This is a genomic window from Thalassospira sp. MCCC 1A01428 (assembly GCF_002115825.1).
Taxonomy (GTDB): Bacteria; Pseudomonadota; Alphaproteobacteria; order Rhodospirillales; family Thalassospiraceae; genus Thalassospira.
This window is the reverse complement of sequence record NZ_JFJZ01000005.1, coordinates 183,636-202,073: the sequence shown is the minus strand read 5'-3', so window position 1 is coordinate 202,073 and position 18,438 is coordinate 183,636. Positions and strand designations below refer to the sequence as shown.

The 18,438-nt window shown below is 52.1% G+C and carries 14 protein-coding genes; 2 read left to right on the top strand and 12 right to left on the bottom strand.

Features of this window, described 5'->3' with window-relative positions; all coding sequences use genetic code 11:
* Positions 1-45: 45 nt before the first annotated feature.
* The 11 genes from THS27_RS06630 to THS27_RS06580 all read right to left on the bottom strand — a co-directional run bounded on the left by THS27_RS06630 (position 46) and on the right by THS27_RS06580 (position 14,224).
* Positions 46-1,998 (bottom strand): sensor histidine kinase, encoded by a 1,953-nt coding sequence (locus THS27_RS06630; RefSeq protein ID WP_085589107.1) that lies wholly within the window; start codon positions 1,996-1,998, stop codon positions 46-48.
* Positions 1,995-3,104 carry an ABC transporter substrate-binding protein gene (locus THS27_RS06625; protein WP_085589105.1) on the bottom strand — a complete coding sequence of 370 codons (1,110 nt, stop codon included), beginning with the start codon at positions 3,102-3,104 and terminating at the stop codon, positions 1,995-1,997. The genes THS27_RS06630 and THS27_RS06625 overlap by 4 nt, the downstream gene beginning before the upstream one ends.
* Positions 3,101-5,386, bottom strand: coding sequence for an EAL domain-containing protein (locus THS27_RS06620; RefSeq protein WP_085589104.1), 2,286 nt, complete (start codon positions 5,384-5,386; stop codon positions 3,101-3,103). Before THS27_RS06620 ends, THS27_RS06625 begins: the two co-directional genes overlap by 4 nt.
* 178 nt (positions 5,387-5,564) lie before the next feature.
* Positions 5,565-6,200 carry a CDP-alcohol phosphatidyltransferase family protein gene (locus tag THS27_RS06615; RefSeq protein ID WP_085589102.1) on the bottom strand — a complete coding sequence of 212 codons (636 nt, stop codon included), beginning with the start codon at positions 6,198-6,200 and terminating at the stop codon, positions 5,565-5,567.
* Between the two features lie 148 nt (positions 6,201-6,348).
* Positions 6,349-7,071 (bottom strand): GNAT family N-acetyltransferase, encoded by a 723-nt coding sequence (locus tag THS27_RS06610; protein ID WP_085589100.1) that lies wholly within the window; start codon positions 7,069-7,071, stop codon positions 6,349-6,351.
* Positions 7,072-7,178: 107 nt separating this feature from the next.
* The gene (locus THS27_RS06605; protein WP_085589098.1) at positions 7,179-8,099 is read right to left on the bottom strand and encodes a nitrilase-related carbon-nitrogen hydrolase; all 921 of its coding nucleotides are present in this window, start codon (positions 8,097-8,099) and stop codon (positions 7,179-7,181) included.
* A gap of 104 nt (positions 8,100-8,203) precedes the next feature.
* Positions 8,204-9,250: an extracellular solute-binding protein gene (locus tag THS27_RS06600; protein ID WP_085589097.1), complete on the bottom strand. Its 1,047-nt coding sequence runs from the start codon at positions 9,248-9,250 to the stop codon at positions 8,204-8,206.
* A 100-nt stretch (positions 9,251-9,350) separates the two neighbouring features.
* A complete protein-coding gene (locus THS27_RS06595) occupies positions 9,351-10,145 on the bottom strand; it encodes an ABC transporter permease (RefSeq protein WP_085589095.1) in 795 nt (264 codons plus the stop codon).
* Positions 10,142-11,032, bottom strand: a complete 891-nt coding sequence (locus THS27_RS06590) for an ABC transporter permease (RefSeq protein ID WP_085589093.1) — start codon at positions 11,030-11,032, stop codon at positions 10,142-10,144. The genes THS27_RS06595 and THS27_RS06590 overlap by 4 nt, the downstream gene beginning before the upstream one ends.
* Before the next feature lie 3 nt (positions 11,033-11,035).
* Complete coding sequence (locus THS27_RS06585) at positions 11,036-12,127, bottom strand: ABC transporter ATP-binding protein (protein WP_085589090.1); 1,092 nt, start codon at positions 12,125-12,127, stop codon at positions 11,036-11,038.
* 351 nt (positions 12,128-12,478) lie between these two features.
* Complete coding sequence (locus tag THS27_RS06580) at positions 12,479-14,224, bottom strand: SulP family inorganic anion transporter (protein ID WP_085589088.1); 1,746 nt, start codon at positions 14,222-14,224, stop codon at positions 12,479-12,481.
* A gap of 261 nt (positions 14,225-14,485) precedes the next feature.
* Here THS27_RS06580 and THS27_RS06575 point away from each other — a divergent pair, with 261 nt between their 5' ends.
* On the top strand, positions 14,486-15,691 hold the full coding sequence (locus THS27_RS06575; protein WP_085589199.1) for a pyridoxal phosphate-dependent aminotransferase: 1,206 nt from the start codon (positions 14,486-14,488) through the stop codon (positions 15,689-15,691).
* A gap of 149 nt (positions 15,692-15,840) precedes the next feature.
* Here THS27_RS06575 and THS27_RS06570 read toward each other — a convergent pair whose 3' ends face one another.
* A complete protein-coding gene (locus tag THS27_RS06570) occupies positions 15,841-17,019 on the bottom strand; it encodes an acyl-CoA desaturase (protein ID WP_085589086.1) in 1,179 nt (392 codons plus the stop codon).
* A 516-nt stretch (positions 17,020-17,535) separates the two neighbouring features.
* Here THS27_RS06570 and THS27_RS06565 point away from each other — a divergent pair.
* Complete coding sequence (locus tag THS27_RS06565) at positions 17,536-18,438, top strand: hypothetical protein (protein ID WP_139835498.1); 903 nt, start codon at positions 17,536-17,538, stop codon at positions 18,436-18,438.

Here is an 18,438-nt window from a genome sequence, read left to right as displayed (position 1 = left end):
AGGGTTTTGTTTTATCGGTTCGCCGGGGTGAACACGCCGTATGCTTTAGGCCTTTTCGGTATTGTCAGGTGCCGTATAGGGGCAAATCACCCGAAAGCACGTGCCTTCGCCCGGTGTGCTGGTGGCGGTAATACAGCCGCCCAATAGCGAGGTAACGGCGTTTGCGACGATTGATAAGCCAAGGCCGGTTCCGCCGGTTCCCATGCGGGTAGTGAAAAACGGATCAAAGATACGATCCAGCACGTCCTGTGGCATTCCTTTGCCGTTATCAATTATTTCCAGCAAAATAGCATCTTCGCGATCAGGCGCGTCGGCCATGTGAACCGTGACGGTGCCCGTTTGACCCGGTTCAAAGGCGTGGATTAGCGCATTGTCGATCAGGTTGGTTATGATCTGGCCAAATTCGCCGGGAAAGCTGTTTAATGTGACGTCGGTTTCAATGTGTTTTTCAATCGTCACGGGCTGGTTTTTTAAAGATGGCGTCAGCGTCAGGATCGTTTCATCAATGACCTCGCGGGCAGAAAACCGGCGCCGATGTGATGATGTGCGGTCAACTGCAACCTGTTTGAAGCTGCTCACCAAATCGCCCGCACGCATGATATTGCGTTCGATCATGGTGGTCAGGGTTTGCACCTGGGCCAGATAATCGTCGAGGTCGGATTTTCGCAAACCGTTTTGCAAGGTTTTACCAAAGGCAATGTTCTGGTCGGCCAGGGTGGTAACGGCCATGCGACTATTGCCTAAGGGGGTGTTTAGCTCGTGGGCAATGCCCGCAACCAGCCGGCCAAGTGCAGCCATTTTTTCCGATTGTATCAGTTCATCCTGGGTTAGCCCAAGCGCCTTTAGGGTTGATGATAGTTCGTTGTTGATATGTTCAAGTTCGGCGGTTCGTTCAAGAACGCGCAGTTCCAATCCGTCATTTAATCGGCCCAGTTCCTGCTGGCGGATGCGCACCGCCGTTGCCAGCCGGTCCAGATCGGATGACAGGCGGTTAAATTCGTAAACACCGCCTTTTTTACGCGGCGGCAGTGTTGCCCCGCGTGCCGTGCGCGAGGCATGGTCAACGATGCCATTTAACGGCGACACCATGATACGGGCCCATAAAGGCACCATAATCAGGCCAATGATCAATGAACCACCAAAACAGGCAACGACAATTTCGGTCAGGCTGCGAATTTCCGGATTGTCGAGGCCGGTGGTGACACGGGCGGTAAAATACCAGCCAAGGACGTTGGAATATTTAGAGGCGACATCATAATTAATGTCGTTTATCAGCACATGCCCCAGTTTGGATGGTGTACCTTTACCCTGCTGAATAATGCCTGAAACCTGTGGCATAAAAGTTTGGCGCTGGGCGTCAAGGTCGCTATCGGCGATAATTTCACCATTACTGTCCATGATGGAAAAACTGATGGAACGGTTGCTGGCGAAGCTGTGATCAAGGTTTATTTGCTGCCGAATGGATAGCTCGCCAATAATAACATCGCCGGTTTCCGAGGCCTTGATGGCGACGGCCTCGGTCATGCGGCCCGTAATAACGGACAGGTAACGGTCGCTCCAGACAGGGTGGCTGGAAACCGATGCTTGTTGAAACAGAATATTATGCGACAGATCCAGACCGGAAAGTTCGCGCCAGCGGTCCTGATCGGCACTGCGAATATAGGCCGCTGAAAGTTCACCATTTTGATGGATAATGTAAAACGCATCAAACCTGCCCTTGCGGGGATGGGAAATGGCTTTCTGAACGGCATCATGTGGCAATTGCGACAGGGCATGACTAACCAGATCAAGATCGGATTCCACAAAATTCAGCACGGTTTCGATGCGGTTGGTAATTTCCGTCGCGGCCTGACTGATGGCTGCCTGATGGCTGCTGCGAATTTGCGGAATTTTTACCAGCAAAATGACGCCGCCAACCACCAGAAAAGTGACTAACGACGTCGTAAACAGCAACAGGATTAACCATGTCCGAAAATGATAAGGCCTGATGATGTTCATTGGATAACAAACTGGCCATTTTGGATGATAACGTGAACGCTTTGGCCTTCTGAATCGCCGTATTCATTGAAAGTCAGTAAATGTTGTAATCCCTGAATTTCGCGCAGGCGCAATAATGCTTCCTTAAGTGGCGTTCCATCTTGTGCCTGATGTTTTAACCCGGCAAATAACATGGTGGCAGCGTCATGGGTGGCAATGCTGGCGTATCCCGGATGGACATTAAACCGTTGCTGATAGGTGGTCACAAAATTGCGAAAATGCGGAGCCTGATGGTTGCGGTCATAGCTTTCTAAAACTTCCATGCCTTCGACCGACTTTCCCCCCATCGCAATCAGTTCTTCCGAAGCGGCCCATTCTGCGGCAATGATGGGTAGCTTTGAACCGGATTTACGAATTTGCAGGGCCAGTTGTGCGCTGTCAAAGCCATTGGCAACCAACAACAAGGCATCCGCCCCGGACGTCAGAAGCTGACGTGCAGGATTGGAAAATCCTGTTTTTTCGTCGTCATTGAACGACACGCGGTTAACAACAATGCCTCCATCCTGTGCAAAAAACTGTTCAAATTCGTTGGCCCAGCTTTCGGTGAAGGCTGCGTTTGAACGATCCAGGGCAAGGGCAATTTTGCGGCGCCCCAAATCGTGCTGATGTTGTGCATAGGCGCGTGCGTTATCACGGTCCGTCGAACTCATCCGAAACAAATAGTCATCCTTGTTCGACAGTTCCATCGCTGAAACGGTTGGCGATATGGTGACAATTTTATGTTCGTTGATTGCCGGTAACATGCCCGATCCGACCGAACTTATGATAGGGCCAATGATGGCACTAACACCAAGTTCGTGAAATTCCTTCACGCGCTGGTACCCGACCGTGCCGCTTTTTTCGTCGTCGCGAATAATTAGTTCAACCGGGTGGCCATTGATGCCGCCGTGCTCGTTTACATCGTCAATCGCCATTATAAGGGCATTGCGCGCCGCCAGCCCGGTATCTGCACCCGCACCTGATAACCCTGCAATAAACCCTATTTTGACCGGTTCCGGGTCGCCGCAGCCGGTTAACATCAGGACAGCAAGCAGAACTATGATTTTTAAATATGTAAAACGGCTCATGAATTTGCCCCTGATGTTGCGAGGGGGGCGAAATTTTGAAGCCAAACCATTATGTCGGCTTCTGGCATGGGACGACCATAAAGAAAGCCCTGAGCAATATCGCACGACATATCGCGCAGTTTTTGCGCCTGCTTTTCGGTTTCAATGCCTTCTGCGACCACTTTCATGCCCAAACGATGGCCTAGCGGAATGATCAGTTCGGCAATTCGGCTGCCGTCGTTTTCGATATCAAGCGGGGTAACAAAACAGCGGTCGATTTTAAGTTTGTCAACGGGCAGGCGGTCAAGATAGGACAGGGACGAAAAGCCGGTGCCAAAATCGTCGATGGCAATGGAAACACCCAGGGCACGAATACGACCCAGCAACGTTTCAAGGTCGTTAATGCCAAGGTCGCAGGCGCTTTCGGTAATTTCAATTTCCACAAATTGCGGGGCAATTGTGGACTGGTTTAACTGGCGTTCAAGTTTCTCGATGAAATCGTCGGCAACCATCTGAACCTTGGAAACATTGATGGATACGCGCATGTCGGTGAAACCGGCGGCATGTACTTTACCAATCATGTCCATTGCTTCGCGCATAACCCAGTCCCCAATGGGGCGGATAAGGCCCGAATATTCCGCAAGGGGGATAAAATCGCACGGGGGAACAAGGTTGCCATCTTCACGGCGCCAGCGTAGCAGTGCTTCCATTCCGCAAGGTTTGCCGGTTTTGAAATCGATCAGGGGTTGATAATGGGCCTCCAACTGGTTCCGTTCGATAGCCATCTGCAAACCGCCCAGCCGTTTGGCGCGGTTACGGGTAATCTCGGCCAGTTGCGGATCATATTTGGTTACTTGCCCAAATCCGCTGGATTTTGCCCGCTTCAGGGCGATATAGGCCTGCTTCATGCAGTCCAGTGCGGTTTTTTGCCCGTCGGCTGTCAGTTCGGTTGACCCGGCGGCAACCCGAATGGGTAATTCAAAATGTTCGATGTTAAACGGTGCGGTGAAAATGGCGGACATTGAAATCTGGGTTAACATTTCACTGCGGCCAATAACGGCAAACAGGTCGGCTGCAATCCGCCCGACGATGCAATCAGGAAGAACAGTTGATAGGCGTTTTCCCACGGCACACAACAGACGGTCGCCATAGGAATGGCCTAACACGTCGTTGATTTCGGCAAATAACTGCAAATCGATCAGGATCAGCGAATTGGGCTGCGGGTTTGGGTCGTTTAGAACTGACGACATGGCGTCAAGGATGGCCGTGCGGTTGGCAAGATTGGTCAGTTCGTCAACATAGGCACGGCGTTTGAGTTTTTCGACCAGTTGTATGTTTTCCGCGCACAGGGTCAAATTGCCACAAAACACCGATAACAGGTGCTGGTCCAGGCTGTTGATGGGTTCTGGCGCGCCAATATAGGCAGCCAGCGCATAACCTTCGCGGACATAAAGATACAGGACGATACACCCAGGTAGAATAAGGGTTTTTTTCTGTGCCATGCAGTCGCGCAGGGCTGTCACAATGTCGTTGGAATGCAGTTCTTCAAGATCAAGGCCAATCATGTCGCTATAGCGCCCGGCGGCAGCGATGATCTGGATCTGGTCGGTACGGGAAGGTTGCTGATGATCAAGAAGGTCAAGGTGTTCGCCGCCGCCAATGGCGCACACCAGGCCCTCGGGTTGTACATCCATCAGGCCGGATAATTGTGTAATGACGCCTTCGGCAAAGTTACGTAAGCCGCGTCGTGACAGAAATTCATTGCTGGAAGCTATGATTTTTTCCAGACCGGCACGGTTGGCATCAAGTTTTTGCATGCGCTCGAACGAGCGCAACGCCGTGGTAATAGAGGTAAACAGCTTGTTTCGGGTAAGTTCGGTTTTGGTCTTGTAATCGTCAATATCGTATTTGGTAATTGCGTCCATTTCCGGGGCCAGGCCTGGCTGGCCGGTGCGCAGAATAATGCGCACATTTCGTAACCCCATATTCTGGCGGATATGACCAACCAGTTTTAAACCCGCGTCGCTTGTCTCCATTACAACGTCGAGCAAAATAATGGCGATGTCGGTTTCAGATGCAAGAATATGTGCCGCTTCGTGCGCACTGTAGGCATGCAAAAGTGTTGCCGGACGACCCAGAAAGGTCAGATCATACAGGGCCAGTTCGGTAATTTCATGAACATCAATATCATCATCGACAATCAGGATCCGCCACGGCGACAATGTACCGTGCTGTGTATTTTGCTCGCATGGCAAAGGTGCATTGTTGTCGTCGTCGAGAAAAATAAATTCGTCGTTGCCCAAGGACGGAAACCCTTCTGCTTTATCCCATTAACCAAACGGGTAGTTTTTTTCATCATAAAACGCTAATTATATACAAATGTATTAGGTGTCTCGTGATGATTACGTCAAGGTTGGGCAATCAGATTTCAAGCAGAGGAATAAATTTAAAATTTTGGCGTTTTGGGTTCCTGTTGTGCTTTTAGCCGAAATCCCGTGTGGCTTGTAATACGCGACCAAAGGTAGTGATCAGGCATAGTGCGCCAAAAACTGCAGCAATCGGGGCGAAATAGGCGGGGAAAATGCAAAATGCCAGCAGAACACCAATCGTCTCGCTGCCTTCGGTAATACCAGTCAGGTAATAGAAGCTTTTTTTACCCTGTTTGTCGTGGTTATCGCCGCGTTTGGCCGCAACAATGGCATAGGCCAAAAAACTGCTGCCGGTGCCGACAAAACAGAAAATCAGGAACGCTGCCATTAATGCATGTTCGGGGCGGCCGACGGCAAAGGCCAGCACCATGCCCGAATAAAACAGAAAGTCGGCAACAATATCGTAATAACCGCCAAGGTCGCTTTCCTGGGTTTTTGCATTGGGGTGGCGGCTGCGCGGGGCGGCATGGCGGGCAATGGCCCCGTCCATGCCATCGGCAAGGCGGCTAAGGATGATCAGGGTTGCGGCGGCATAATATTGTTCAATGACCAGTGCAAAGGCTGCCATCAAGCCGATCAGAAACCCAAGTGCCGTGACCATGTTGGGGGTAATGCCACTGCCCGACAGGCGGCGGGCCAGCGCATTTAACGGCGGGTCGATCAGGGGGCGCAGTCGGGCATCAAACATCGGGTACTCCGGTTTGTAAAACGATTATTAGCCGCCCTTATACCCTGCCTTTAATTCGTTGCATAATCACCAGAACGTCACAATGCCTGTCATAAAAAACGCCGCCCGGATGAAGGCGGCGTTTACGGTGGCGCGGCATGGGCCAGATTTAATGATTGGCAAGAGATTGCCGCAATTTTTGCAGGCTGTTAATTTGTTTGCCGTTGGCATCAAAATTTTGCGGGTCAAGCCAGGCTTCGAACGCGGCGCGTACAATTGGCCATTCCTGATCGGTGATGGAAAACCATGCTGTATCGCGGTTGCGGCCTTTATAAACCATGTGCTGGCGAAAGGTGCCTTCGTAAACAAAGCCATAACGGGCCGCCGCGGCACGCGATGGCAGGTTCTTATCGTCGCATTTCCATTCGTAGCGGCGATATCCCAGCTCGTCAAAGGCCCGTTTCATCATCAGATACATGGCCTCGGTGCCGGCAATGGTTTGCGACAGTGCCGGGGTATAGTTGATATTGCCGACTTCAATGAGGCCGTGCGCGGTGTCGATCCGCATGAAAGCAGCAACACCCACGGCCTTGCCCGATGCAAGGTCGATAATGGCATGCAACATCGGGTCTGGTCCGCGCATGGTTTCCAGCCATTTGAGATAGCTTTCAACATCGTCAAACGCTTCGGTTCCCAAATAAGTGAACCGTTCGCCATCGGCAGCAACGCGGTTACCTGAAAACAGGTCGGCAGCGTGTTTTTGTGGATCGATCGGTTCCACCTGGCAATGCTGCCCGGTCATTGCGGTTGCCGGGGGCAGGGCGCAGGCCTGCCAGTTTTCAACGGTAACGCCAATGGGTTGGTCAAATTTATTATGCGGTGGTGTCGTCATGGCGTGGATCCTGTTGATAAAATAATGGACCACAATTTGCGACAAAACTGGCCCCATGCGAAGGGCCAGTTCCAAAATAACGGTGGGACCATTTCAACGGTACGTGGTTAGGCTTCTGTTATTTCCACCTGCCTGGCGGACCAGTTGCCGGGCCATACCTCGGCATCACCTGCGCGCAACTGGCGAATTTTGCCAACCGGCACATTATGGGCCAGCAAAACCGGGCCATCGGCACCGTCGCCGCCATCCGGCGTGGTGATGGCGAAAATGCCGGTATGGCCCAAATCGGGTTCGCACGGGATGTAAACAGCACAGCCACTGTAATTGGTGGGGTTTTGCGTGGTGTTCACTGCCGTGCCAGTGGTGCCGCACGCCGCCACAACACACATTAGTTCCACTGCACGGGCCTTGGCACAGCTAAACACCCGATGATACCCTGAGGCCTTGCCGGTCATGGACGGGACCAGAACAAGGTCGACATTTTGTTTGGCCAGCAGGCAGGAAAGCGCGGGCATTTCAATATCAAGGCAAATAAGAATGGCAATGCGCAAGCCGCGCCATTTAATGATCGACAGTTTTTTGCCCGGCGTCAGGTTCCAGGTGTCGGGTTCCTGTTCGCCCGGCGTCAGGCTTAGTTTATCCTGCGCGATGATTTTGCCATTGGGCAAAAAGGCCAGGGCGCGGTTGGTTTGCCCGCGCCGCGGGTCATCGCCAATGTGCCAGGGCATGCTACCGGCAACCAGCATCATATCGTGACGGGTGGCAAGGTTGGTGGCGGCATCTTGCGCGGTCGGGGCCTGATCAGCCATCCAGGCAATTTCATCTTCCGGGCGCAGACCATCGGGTTTAAAGGCCATCCATTGTTCGCTGGCATATTCCGGCAGCATAAAAATATCGGCACCATCGGCACGGGCCTGTTTCATTTTGCGGTCAATATGGCTGATCCAGTCGTCAATCCCGGTCAGGGGCACACCCAGATTGGTGGCCCACAGGGCGATGTTTAAAGTGTCGGTCAAATCATGGGGCATGGGGACGTCCGCTATTTGAAGGCGGGGCACAGATGGCAGCCGGAACAGATATGTTCCGGCTGCCGGTTTGGATCTGGTGCCGCAGGGGCGGCGACGGCAACGGGTCAGGTTTTCAACTTGGTCCAGACGCGGTTGCGCAAATCACGCGCCTTGGGCGAACAGTTTTTGCCCGGAACCAGCCGGTCGGCATATTCCTCGGGCATGTTCACGGCCGGGTCGGCTTTTAGCGCATCGTCAAGAAACGCATCCGACCCCTTGATGCCGTTCATATAGCCGGCATAGTTCGAGGCGGCGGCAGCATTTTCGGGCTGCATCATCCAGTTAATAAAAGTTTTGGCATTCTCAAGGTCGGGCGCACCGGACGGAATAACAAAATGATCCGACCAGAAGGTAAGCCCTTCTTTGGGGTAAACAAAAACAGCACTGGGTAGACTTTCCCTGGTGCGGTGCGAAGCGCCGTTCCATTGCATGTGCATCGAAACTTCCTTGGCCGCCATGCGGTCAATCGTGCCTTCTGAACTGTAAACCGCGATATAGGGTTTCTGTTTTTGCAAAACATCAAGGATCTTTTGCGCTTCGGCCGGGTCTTCGGTGCATTTATCCACCCCGGCATAATAGGACGCAGCGGCATACATTTCGACTTCGTCATTCAGCGCGCCGATTTTACCCTGAAATTCCTCGCGCGGTTCAAAAAACTCTTTCCAGCTGTCATCAAGCTTTTCTTTGGCCACGTCTGAATCATAGGTAAAACCGGTAGTGCCCCACAAATAGGTAACGGAATATTTCCGTTCCGGGTCGTATTTCATGGTGTCGTGCGGTTTGGCGACATTCTTGAAGTTTTCAAGGCTTTTGGCATCAAATTCGGTTGCCAGCTTTTCCTTGATCATGACATCGACCATATAGTCCGACGCCACGACAATATCATAGCCCGATGCCCCGGCCTGGAGTTTTGCCAGCATGGTTTCATTGGAATCGTACACATCCAGCGTCACCTTGATGCCGGTTTCCTTTTCAAACTTTTCAAACAGTTCGGGCGGGAAATAGTTTGACCAGTTATAGAAAAACAGTTCGCCGTCGGCTTTGGCCGCGGTGGCGCCCATGCCAAGCATGGCAAAGGCGGATGCCCCTAAAAGGATAGAACGTAGTTTCATCTTAAAACTCCCTGATTGGACGGTATGATTTATGTTCTGGCATGCGGCCCGTCCCCCAACCACACGCGATTTAATTCGGGTAAATTGCCGGGGCAGATCGTTAATAGCGCACCCGGTCGATCAAAAACGAAATGCTGACAAAGACGATGGAGATGATCAGCATTAGTGCTGAAATGGCGTTGACCTCGGGCGTGATGCCAATGCGGATCATGCCGAAAATGTAAATTGGCAAGGTGGTGGATCCAGCCCCGCCAACAAAATACGAAATCACAAAATCATCTAGCGAAATGATGAAAGACAACATCGCGCCAGATAATATTCCCGGCCATAGCAACGGAAATGTGATGCGTTTGAAGGCCTGCCATTCATTGGCATAAAGGTCGTTGGCGGCCTCGATTAATGCCGGGTCCATGCCGTCCAGCCGTGCACGAATGGGCAGATAGGCAAACGGGATGCAAAAAACTGTGTGGGCGATGATAATGCTGAGCAGCCCCAGTTTGACGCCAATGACGATAAAAAACAGCAAGGTCGCAATGGCGGTGACAATTTCGGGCACCAGCAATGGCAGGGTTAGCATTGCCGCCACGCCACCTTCACCACGAAACCGGCCCCGTGCCATGCCCATCGCGGCAAGAGTGGCGGCAATGGTGGCAATAATGGTGGACGATAATGCAATAATCAGTGAGTTTTTGGCTGAGCGTAGCATGTCGTCATTGCCCAGAACGACGCTGTACCATTTGGTGGAAAAACCGGTCCAGATGGTAGCAAGGCGGTTTTCGTTAAAGGACAGAACCAGCAAAACAATGATGGGCAAATACAGATAGGCGAAAAAGAAAATCGCCATCGGTGTAATTCCGTGAAACCGCCAGAGCGGATTGGCGCGATCTATTTTCATGATGCGTCCTCGGGCAGTTTTTTGAATTTTAGCGAATAAACCAGCATGGCGAGTAGCACCATGGCGAGAAGAACAAAACCAAGTGCCGAGCCAAACGGCCAATTGCGCGCCGCCCCAAACTGGCTGCCGATCAGATTGGAAATCATCATGAATTTACCGCCGCCCAATAGTTCGGGCGTGACATAGGCCCCAAGGCAGGGAATGAAAACAAGAATGGCCCCTGCGACAATACCAGGGGTGGCGAGCGGTAAAATGATGCGCGTCATCGCTTTACGCTTGTTTGCACCCAGATCAAAGGCTGCCTCGATCAGGCGGTGGTCAAGCTTTTCCAGGCTGGCATAAATTGGCAGCACCATGAAAGGCAAATAGGTGTAGGTCAGCCCGATAGAGACGGCATAGGGCGTATAGAGAATATCAAGCCCGCCGGTTTGAATACCAACAGATGCAAGAAAATGGTCAATCAACCCGCCATTGCGCAAAAGCAGCATCCAGGCATAGTTGCGGACCAAAATGTTGGTCCAGAACGGGATGGTGACCAGAAAGATAAACATGTTGCGCCGTTTTTGCGGCTGCATGGCAATGTAGAAGGCGGTTGGAAAGCCCAAAATCAGGGCCAGCACCGTGGTAAGGGCGGATAAACCAAAGGATCGGAGGAAAATTTGCAGATAGTCGGTATTGACCATCAGATTGTCCATCAGATCGCGTTCAAAAATGAACGAAATATAGGAATCAAACGAGAAACTTCCCCAATTAACCCCGCCATTGGCCCCGCGTTCAAGGATTGAGACATAGGCCATTTGCACCAGCGGCAACCCCATGAAAAAGCCGATATAAATTACGGCAGGGGCAACCAGCCAAAAGCGTTTGTGACGTGTGAATATTTCCATTGCTTAATCCACCAGCACACGAATGGCACCCGCAGGCAGGCTGATGTCAACATCGTTACCTTTGGCATAGGCCATTGTGCTGCCGTCGCGGTTTTGCACCCGGGCGAGCAGGGCTGTCTGGTCGTCAATGGCGATGTGATAGGTGGTGTCGGTGCCAAAATAAACCACATCGGCAATTTTGCCGCGCAAGGCGCTGTCGCTGGTGCCGGCGGGATGAAGCATCAGGCGTTCGGGCCGAATGCCGATGGTGGCCGTTTGCGAAAGCCGGGTACCGGTGTCTACGTTGGCAAGGCTGACATTTTGCCCACCGGGCAGGGTCAGCACAGCATGGCTACCATTTTGTTTGATGTCGCCTTGCAAAAAGTTGCTATCGCCAATGAAGTCGGCAACAAAGCGATGGGTCGGGGTTTCGTAAATGTCGCGTGGAGTACCAATTTGCAGGATTTTGCCCGCTTTCATCACCGCGATCCGGTCCGACATCGCCAGGGCTTCTTCCTGGTCATGGGTGACAAAAACAAAGGTAATGCCGGTTTCGGTTTGCAGACGTTTAAGTTCGATCTGCATTTCCTTGCGCAATTTCAAATCAAGGGCGGATAACGGTTCGTCCAGCAATAATACCTTGGGCGCGGGGGCCAATGCGCGGGCCAAGGCGATGCGTTGTTGCTGCCCCCCGGAAAGCTGGCTGGGTTGTCGATCGCCAAATTGTGACAGGCGCACCAGTTCCAGCATTTCATCGGCCCGTTTGGCGGCATCCGGGCGCGAGATATTTTGCATTTCCAGGCCAAAGGTAATGTTTTGGCGCACGGTTAAATGCGGAAACAGGGCATAGGATTGAAAAACGGTGTTAATCGGCCGTTTGAACGGTGGCAAATCGTTTAAAACCTGGCCTTCCAGGGCAATTTCACCGGCCGTTGCCTGTTCAAACCCGCCAATCAGGCGCAGCAATGTGGTTTTGCCGCAGCCCGAAGGGCCGAGCATGGTGAAAAATTCGTTTTGAAAGATATCAACTGAAACATCGTCAAGTGCGTGGACGGCGTGCGTGCCACTGCCAAATCGCTTGCTGACCGAGCGGGCCGAAATCACCACTTCTGACATAAATATTTCCCTGATTTGTCGATTGTTGGGTGTATGAAATTCCCGCCATCTTGCACTTATTCCTGTCTGTCTGGTCAGTCAGGAATGTATGCAGGGTTCTTGCGACCACGGTCGGGCAAAGCAATACGTTAATAGAAACGCCGTAATTCGGAATTGGTTTCCAAAAAACATACGCTATAGCAAAGTTTTATTGCTGCCTATGAAATCTGTCTTTGCGATACAGATGTGGATGGGGCGATGGAAACAGCGGGACGGGATGTGATGCTGTGAGCACAAAATGATGCGATGGTCTGTCCGCGCGGTATATCGCAAAAGCCCCGAAACATGTTTTCATGTTCGGGGCTTTATGGTTTAGGCGGCAGATGGCGTTATTTTATGGAGTGCGGCGGTGATGTCGGTTTCAACATAAAGACCTGAGCGTTCCAGAATGCCCATGCCTGCCAGCACCTTTTGCGGTTGCTGGCGAAGCCCAACCAGAAACAGCCTTGTGCCGTGCCGGTTGCAGGTTGAAATGAAATGTTCGATGCGGGATGCGCCGCTGGCATCGATCATGGGTACATCATCCATGCATAGAATAAAGTCACGCGGGTAACCTGCCACACTGTCGATCACGTCGGTTAAACGGTTGGCGACACCAAAAAATAATGGGCCGGACAGACGGTAAATTTCCAGATTATCGGGGATGCCATCGCGGGAAATTGGACGGTCCGACGATGTGTCGGGCTGGTCCTGGCGAATGAGCACACCTGATGATCCCGCACGGGAACCGTCATCGCCGATGGCATTGCCGGCCGAAGTTTGTGAAATGATCACGCTTTCAGACATGCGATGCATGAACAGGATGGCTGCCAGCACCACACCGGCCTGAATGGCAACGGTTAAGTCGACCATCACGGTTAAGCCAAAGGTAACAATCAACACCAGCCGGTCGCCTATTGGACCACGCAGCAGGCGGGCGAAGCGGTCAATCTCGCTCATATTCCAGGCGACAACCATTAAAACAGCAGCAAGGGCAGCTAGCGGAATGTAATTGGCCAAAGGGGCCAGTAACAGCATGAAGATCAGCAAAAACACGGCATGCAGCATACCCGAAACAGGCGATTTCGCCCCTGAGCGAATATTGGTTGCCGTACGTGCAATGGCCCCGGTCGCAGGTAGGCCGCCAAACACACCTGATGCCAGATTTGCCAAACCCTGTGCCACCAGTTCGCAGTTTGACCGATGACGCCGCCCGGTCATGCCATCGGCGACCATGGCCGAAAGCAGGCTTTCGATTCCGGCGAGAAAGGCAATGGTGAAGGCGCTGGGCATTAGCTCCATGATGCGTGCCGTGGTGACGGTGGGCAGGTGAGGCAGGCCGATTTCGGCTGAAATGCCGCCAAAACGCGAACCAATGGTGTCAACCGGCAGGTTACCCACAGCAACGATAAGCGAGGCAATGCTTACCGCGATTAAAAAGCTGGGCAGTTTGGGGGCAGTTCGCCGGGCAAGGATGATTATGGCCAGTGCGCCAACGGCAATCGCCAGATTAACCGGGTCCAGGGTGTCGCGTGCCTGCCACATGGCTTCGATTTTGGCAATGAACTCGGCAGGCATTTCAGCCATTTTCAGCCCGAACAGATCCTTGATCTGGCTGGTAAAAATGATAACGGCAATACCCGAAGTAAACCCGGTGACCACCGGTTCGGGGATATATTTGATCCAGGTGCCAAACCGCGCCAACCCGGCAATAATCAGCATGACGCCTGCCATCAGGGTGGCAATGATCAAGCCGTCATAACCGTATTGGGCAATGACATTAAACACCACCACCACAAAGGCACCTGTTGGCCCGCCAATTTGAAAGCGGCTGCCGCCAAATGCTGAAATGAAAAAACCGGCAATAATAGCCGTGATCAGGCCTTTATCCGGGCTCGCCCCACTGGCAATGGCCAGCGCCATGGACAAAGGCAGGGCAACGACGGCAACGGTCAGGCCCGAAATTGCATCCTGGCGTAAATTTGCCAGTCCATAGCCTTCGCGAAAAACCGTGACCAGTTTGGGTAGAAATAAAGTCCAGCCCGAGTTTTTATTCGCAGAAGCAGGCGCGTGATGCATGGGAAAAGGTCCGATCTTGCAGGGGTGGGTTTGTCCACTAAAAATAGTGTGGTAGATTATCGTTCTACCGCATTTAAAATGTCAATCATCGGTGTAACAAAGAACCCATGTGCAATTGGCATGGATGTGGCCAGATGTTGCTTTTGATGAAAATTCTCGCTTATGCATTTTTATTAATTTCATAAGGACGGTTGTTGACGTGTGGCATTTTTTCGCGCTGAAATTGCCTGGAAGATTGTTTTGACGAATGGATATACCGACATGAGCAACGCCAACTTTGCCACCCGTAACCCTTTCGTTCATCAAGGCATTCGCCAGGTGGTGCGTGATATTACCCCATCGCAAATTCGCGAAGTTGCGCATTTGGGTATGGGCCGGGAAAATGTGGTGCCGTTATGGTTTGGTGAACCCGATCAGCCAACACCTGAGTTTATTCGCCAGGCTGCAATGGATGCGCTGGCGGCGGGCGACACATTTTATCAGCCCAATGCCGGAATTGCGCCGCTGCGCGACGCCCTGGCGGGCTATATGAACGGCCTGTATCAAACCATGTTAGGCCCGGATAACGTGATTGTCACCGTATCGGGCCTGAACGCCATTATGGTGACATTGCAGGCAGTTTTGGGGGCGGGTGACCATCTGGTGACCACGGCCCCGATTTGGCCCAACATTGTTGCCATTCCCCGGGTTTTGGGGGCTGATGTTAGAACGGTGCCCTTACGGGCCGATGGTGAAAAGGGTGGGTGGCAGCTTGATCTGGATGCATTGTTTGCTGCGTGTGGGGCGAATACAAAGGTGATCTTGCTTAATACGCCCAACAACCCGACCGGCTGGATGATGCCCGCCGATGATCAGGCGCGGCTGGTGGAATTTGCCGACAAACACGGCATATGGATTATCGCCGACGAGGTATATGCCCGGCTGGTGTATAACGGGCAAAACCATGCGCCATCCTTTGTACCGTTTATGACGGAAAACAGCCGCATCATGGTGATTAACAGTTTTTCCAAGGCCTGGGCGATGACGGGCTGGCGGCTGGGCTGGATTACAGCCCCCGCTGCCATTACCGGCGAGCTTGAAAAGCTGATGGAATTTAATGTGTCGTGCCCGGCCGGGTTTATTCAGCAGGCGGGTATTGTTGCGCTGCGCGATGGCGAGGATTTTGTGGTGTCATCGCGTAATCGTTATGCCCGGTCGCGCGATGTGCTGGTCGAACGATTATCCAGCATGCCGCGTATTATACTGCCCGAGGCAGAGGCGGCGTTTTACGCCTTTTTTAAGGTCGATGGTGTTTCTGATACTTTGGTATTTGCCAAAAACCTGTTGCTTGACGAAGGCATTGGGTTGGCCCCGGGCGAGGCATTTGGCCCGGAAGGGGCTGGTTATATTCGCGCCTGCTATGCCGTGTCGGAAGAACGGATTCATCGGGCAATGGATGGGTTGGAACGATTTTTGGTGCGAAGCTGATTTTGTCGCGCCTCATATATCTATGCGCGCGGTGCGCTGCGTATCGGGTTTAGAGTGGGCAAACAAACAATCCCCGGCACGGTATTGCGCCGGGGATTGTTTGTGAGGGTGTTACCCGATATTGCCGCTGCAGCAGGCTATGTGTCGGGTTATGTCGCCGGGACAGGAGCCACAGCCAGGCGGTTACCGACTGATGCCAGAAAATAATCGTAGGCACGGTCAATAATGTCGTCCAGCGATTTGGTTTTGGCAAACATTTGCCGGGCGGTTGCCATAAATTCATCGCGGCTGGGCAGGTGCGGCAAATGGAACCCGTCCAGTGCATCACTGGTACGGTTGCGGGCATTGGCCAGCGCCTGTTGCAGGTTTTGCAGTTCGGGCCCGTGCAAGGTGGCGCTAATCGCCTTGGCGATGCGGTCCGAATCAAAATGTGCGGCCAGCTGTTCGGCGGCACGGTTAATGACCTTGGTGCCAAGACGCTGTTCATTGCGCAAAACCTGTTTGGGCGGTTGTTTTAAATCGTAAACCAGCCCAACCCACGACAAAACACACAGCGCATAATAGGTCGGATCATATTCCCACCAGCGAAAACCCTGGCGCGCACTGCTTTGATAGGCGTGATGGTTATTGTGCCAGCCTTCGCCCAGGGTGAAAATCGCCAAAATCCAGTTATTGCGGGAATCATCGCCCGTCACATAACGTTTGCGCCCGCTTACATGGGCCAGCGAATTAATGCCGAATGTGCCATGGTAACAGGCAACCGTGCTCCAGAAAAAACCAACCACAAGACCGGACCAGCCAGCAATCAGGAAACAGGCAACCGCCAGAATAATCGCCGGGGCCGTTTCAAATTTATGCAGCCACATCAATTCGCGATAACGGGTTAAATCGCCTACCGCCGAAAGATCTGCATTGTCGTGTTTGCGGGCAAAGATCCAGCCAACATGACTATAGATAAAGCCGCGATGGCGCGGGGAATGCACATCATCGACGGTATCGGAATATTTGTGGTGATGGCGGTGTTTTGCCGCCCACCACAAAACGCTTTTTTGCGCACTGCTTTGTGCCAGAACGGCCAGAACAAACTGAAACACCCGATTGGTTGAAAAGGCGCGGTGTGAAAAATAGCGATGATACCCACCCGTAACGCCAAACATGCGAACGACATATAAGACCAGCCCCAAAATGGCGGCCTGCCAGGTAATGCCCGTCCAGATGGCGGCAAAACACGCCAGATGCACCAGTGTAAAGGGGATCAATGACGGGTAAATAATATCATCATGATGGTTTGGTGCGTCGGGTGCCGGGGCGGTGGTCGTCACAGGCATATTTGCGTTCCAGTTTTACCGTTCAGGGAAGGTTTGGGGTAATGGTAAACCCCGGTTCTGATACCGGCCTTTGCAATTCATCAGCACCGGTTAATGCAACATACATTGCAACGGTGAGTGGGCGACGAAACGCCCGTATAAGGCAAACAGCTATATTTAAAATTTTCTGTTCGCGATCCTGAATTTGCAGTTATGGACCCTGTCCAAAAGGCTTGGATAGAACATGGGGCTTATGGCGGGTTGATGCAATGGAAAACCTGATAAAACAACATTGGGCAGATGCGTTACTATGACCCATTTCACGCGGGAAACCGCGATTTTCAGGCTTGATGAATTTTTTGCGTCATGCTGTATCGTCTGCGCGTGAACTGGTTTGGCAATGAAACCTTTGGTTCTGTTGTGATATCCCGCATTCAAAATCGGTCAAACTGGCCTGCTGTATTTTTAGGCATGCCGACACGTTAAATGCTGTGTATGGTGCGTGCAGAAACGGCAAACAGAAAAAAGGTAGGCTTGATGGGCGCGCAGGAACTGACCCTTGAACAAATTGCGGCCCGTGCGGGCGAGGAAGCCCCGGTGGAGATCAATTTTCGCCAGAACAAGCTTTCCAAAACCTATCTGGCACCACATATCGACGCATTAAGGGCCGATCTTCAGCAAATGCGCACGGCTTTTGATAATAGTTATAAAAATTCGGCTGAAGTCCGCAATAATCCGCGCCGCACTTATCCCAAGGGATATTGTCTTGAGATTACCAAAGGTGTGCGCGACATGTTGCAAAATCAGATGCAAAACCCGACTACACCGGCGATGAAAGCCCTGCATGATTTTTGCGCCAATGGCGGCATTGCCAAACGAGTGTGGGGCAATTTGCGCAACAACTATTTCCAGAATGCCTTTCAGATGGGTAACCTGTATGTTGATGTTGCCAATGATACGGTTAATCCCAGCAAGCCCCAGATCGAGATTTTGCCTTGGGCGAAATCGGGGTTTTATGGCATCCGCGATTATAACATGTATGGCAAACTGGCGGAAAAATACTGGGGCGGGCAGGTTTATGCCAATCGTTGCCTGCCGGAACTGTCGGTGATGTTTCCGATTCTGTTTGTAAACCGGTACGGCGAGCTTGAAATGCACGCCAATTATCAAACCCTTTTATATCGCAATATGGAACAGAACTTTAAGCTGTCAGAACTCTATCTGCTTAATCGTAAAAACCGGCAGCAGCTGTTACCCGAAAAATATCAGGTGTTTTTACAGGAAAATTTTGGCGCCCTTGTTGAACCGGTTGGCGATAACGATTTGCGGGCGATTTTTGCCAATGCCCGTGATACCAACCTGCGCTTTGATATTTCGCGCTGTCAGCCCTTGCTCGATATCGCACTTGAGATTGGTAAAAAATCTAAAGCACAGGTTTAA

Bases quoted from the DNA above. Each gene is read 5' to 3' on its own strand.
- THS27_RS06630 (WP_085589107.1), bottom strand. From the start codon at position 1,998: ATGAACATCATCAGGCCTTATCATTTTCGGACATGGTTAATCCTGTTG.
- THS27_RS06625 (WP_085589105.1), bottom strand. From the start codon at position 3,104: ATGAGCCGTTTTACATATTTAAAAATCATAGTTCTGCTTGCTGTCCTG.
- THS27_RS06615 (WP_085589102.1), bottom strand. From the start codon at position 6,200: ATGTTTGATGCCCGACTGCGCCCCCTGATCGACCCGCCGTTAAATGCG.
- THS27_RS06610 (WP_085589100.1), bottom strand. From the start codon at position 7,071: ATGACGACACCACCGCATAATAAATTTGACCAACCCATTGGCGTTACC.
- THS27_RS06605 (WP_085589098.1), bottom strand. From the start codon at position 8,099: ATGCCCCATGATTTGACCGACACTTTAAACATCGCCCTGTGGGCCACC.
- THS27_RS06600 (WP_085589097.1), bottom strand. From the start codon at position 9,250: ATGAAACTACGTTCTATCCTTTTAGGGGCATCCGCCTTTGCCATGCTT.
- THS27_RS06595 (WP_085589095.1), bottom strand. From the start codon at position 10,145: ATGAAAATAGATCGCGCCAATCCGCTCTGGCGGTTTCACGGAATTACA.
- THS27_RS06590 (WP_085589093.1), bottom strand. From the start codon at position 11,032: ATGGAAATATTCACACGTCACAAACGCTTTTGGCTGGTTGCCCCTGCC.
- THS27_RS06585 (WP_085589090.1), bottom strand. From the start codon at position 12,127: ATGTCAGAAGTGGTGATTTCGGCCCGCTCGGTCAGCAAGCGATTTGGC.
- THS27_RS06580 (WP_085589088.1), bottom strand. From the start codon at position 14,224: ATGCATCACGCGCCTGCTTCTGCGAATAAAAACTCGGGCTGGACTTTA.
- THS27_RS06575 (WP_085589199.1), top strand. From the start codon at position 14,486: ATGAGCAACGCCAACTTTGCCACCCGTAACCCTTTCGTTCATCAAGGC.
- THS27_RS06570 (WP_085589086.1), bottom strand. From the start codon at position 17,019: ATGCCTGTGACGACCACCGCCCCGGCACCCGACGCACCAAACCATCAT.
- THS27_RS06565 (WP_139835498.1), top strand. From the start codon at position 17,536: ATGGGCGCGCAGGAACTGACCCTTGAACAAATTGCGGCCCGTGCGGGC.